Source organism: Hydrogenivirga sp. 128-5-R1-1, from assembly GCF_000171895.1.
Window position 1 is genome coordinate 1 of the sequence record NZ_ABHJ01000165.1, and the last position, 2,154, is coordinate 2,154.

Annotated in this window: 3 protein-coding genes; all 3 read left to right on the top strand. The window is 30.6% G+C overall.

Going from position 1 to position 2,154, the window contains the following annotated elements:
* The first annotated feature begins 66 nt into the window (after positions 1-66).
* A complete protein-coding gene (locus HG1285_RS03875; RefSeq protein WP_008288776.1) occupies positions 67-591 on the top strand; it encodes a phosphatase PAP2 family protein in 525 nt (174 codons plus the stop codon).
* 12 nt (positions 592-603) lie between these two features.
* Positions 604-1,665 carry a dihydropteroate synthase gene (gene folP, locus HG1285_RS03870; RefSeq protein WP_008288777.1) on the top strand — a complete coding sequence of 354 codons (1,062 nt, stop codon included), beginning with the start codon at positions 604-606 and terminating at the stop codon, positions 1,663-1,665.
* The coding region (locus tag HG1285_RS03865; protein WP_008288778.1) for a diadenylate cyclase at positions 1,658-2,154 on the top strand (497 nt) is incomplete at its 3' end. The genes folP and HG1285_RS03865, both read left to right, overlap by 8 nt.

A 2,154-nucleotide genomic window follows, 5' to 3' on the forward strand; every position in this document is an offset into this window, starting at 1 on the left:
CGATTTTAAAATATTAATTTTATTTTGGATTTAGACCGGTAGGAATTACAAACTGGGTGGAGGTTTATGAGTAAAGACTGGCAGTTAAAATTAAAATGGAATGTAAAACTTTTTAGGGCTTTAAATAGTAAAAGAAATAAATTTTTAGATAAGTTTTATAAAAAGTTTTTTTGGCTTGGGAAAAGTTATTCTCTCATTTTGTTTTTACCTGTTTTTTATTACTTTGGAAAACTCCAGGCGATTATTGAGCTTGTTTTTGCTTTAGGAATAACTGGAGTGTTGATACCAGCATTAAAATATACATTTAGACATAAAAGACCTGTTACCCTTTTAGAAAATGTACATCTTTTAGAACCTGTAAGTTTGAAAAGTTTTCCCTCTGCTGATACAGCGTATGCTTTTACTTTATTTGGTGTTTCTTTATTTTTCTTTCCTATCTGGGCTGTTGTTTTAATGTTTATCTATGCAGTTTTAATAGCCTATGGGCGAATTTATATGGGGGCACATTTTCCTTTAGATGTTATAGTTGGGGCAGTTTTGGGTTTAATTTCAGGATTTATTGCACATATTATAATTTTATATTTTATATAAATGGAGTTTGAAATGATATCAAGGATAATACCTGTTAATGAAGAAAGATATAAAATAGTTTTTTCTGACCCATTTAAATCACCTGTATATATTGAAAATGAAGAGCAACTGAAGGAACTTACTGAAAGTTTGATAAAAGACGGACAAAGGGATACAGCAAAAACACTGGTAAATCAATGGATAAATCTCAATAAAACTCATTTCAAAATAAATTATAAAGGTAAATTCTTAAATCTTGGAAACAAAACAGCTGTAATGGGTATATTAAATCTAACTCCAGATTCTTTTTCAGATGGTGGAATTTATTACAAAAATCTGGAAAGGGCAGTTGAAAGGGTTTCACAGATGCTTGATGAAGGTGCTGATATTATTGATATAGGCGGGGAATCTACAAGACCAGGAGCAGAGCCTGTACCTTTAGAAGAAGAAATGGAAAGAGTTATACCTGTTATACAGGTTATAAGAAAACAGCTTGGAAATAACTTTTTAATCTCAATAGATACCTACAAAGCAAAAGTTGCAGAAGAAGCCTTAAAAGAAGGTGCAGATATAGTAAATGATATTAGCGGAATGAGTTTTGATATAAATATGGCAAATGTAATTGCTAAATATGACTGCCCTGTTATTGTTAATCATACAAAAGGTCGTCCTGAAAATATGCAAAAAGATGTTTATTACGATGATGTAATTGCAGAAATTTATCAATTTTTAGACCAGCAAATAAAATTTGGCATAAAAAAAGGTGTTAGAAAAGATAGATTTATTATAGACCCTGGCATAGGATTTGGAAAAAAAGTAGAACATAACGTGGAAATTATTAAAAGACTGCAGGAACTAAAGATTTTAGGTTTTCCTATTTTAGTTGGAATATCAAGAAAATCATTTATCGGTATAATACTTAAAAATCTGTTAGGAAAAGGAGAATATCTGCCGAAGGATAGATTGTATGGCGGCTTAGGAGCAACTGCTGTAGCAGTTTTAAATGGAGCACACATTATAAGAACACACGATGTTAAAGAGACTGTTGAGTTTTTAACTCTTTTAGACACAATAAGAGGATATAAAGTTGTTTGACATTTTTGAAATAATAAAAAATATAACGTGGGTAGATATAGTTGATATACTTCTTGTAGCAACCATTATATACTATCTTCTCAAGTTTTTAATCGGTACAAGAGGATGGCAAATACTTCTTGGGCTTTTTTCTCTTTTAGTGATATGGATTTTTGCAAAAGTATTTAATTTAACCACTTTGTCATGGATATTTGACAACATATGGGCAATAGGAATTTTCCTGGTTGTTGTGATTTTTCAACCAGAACTTAGAAGAGCTCTGGCAAAAATTGGAGAAGGAGGAATTTTTACATCTGGATTTTTATCTAAGAAAAAAGTAATAGATGAGGTTATAAGGGCTGCTACATTCCTCGCAGAAAGAAAAATAGGAGCTTTAATAGTTTTTGAAAGAAATATAGACCTTGAAAACTATGTTGAAGGTTGTGTAAAAATAAATGCTGATGTAAATCTGGAACTTATAATATCAATTTTTATTCCACAAACTCCTCT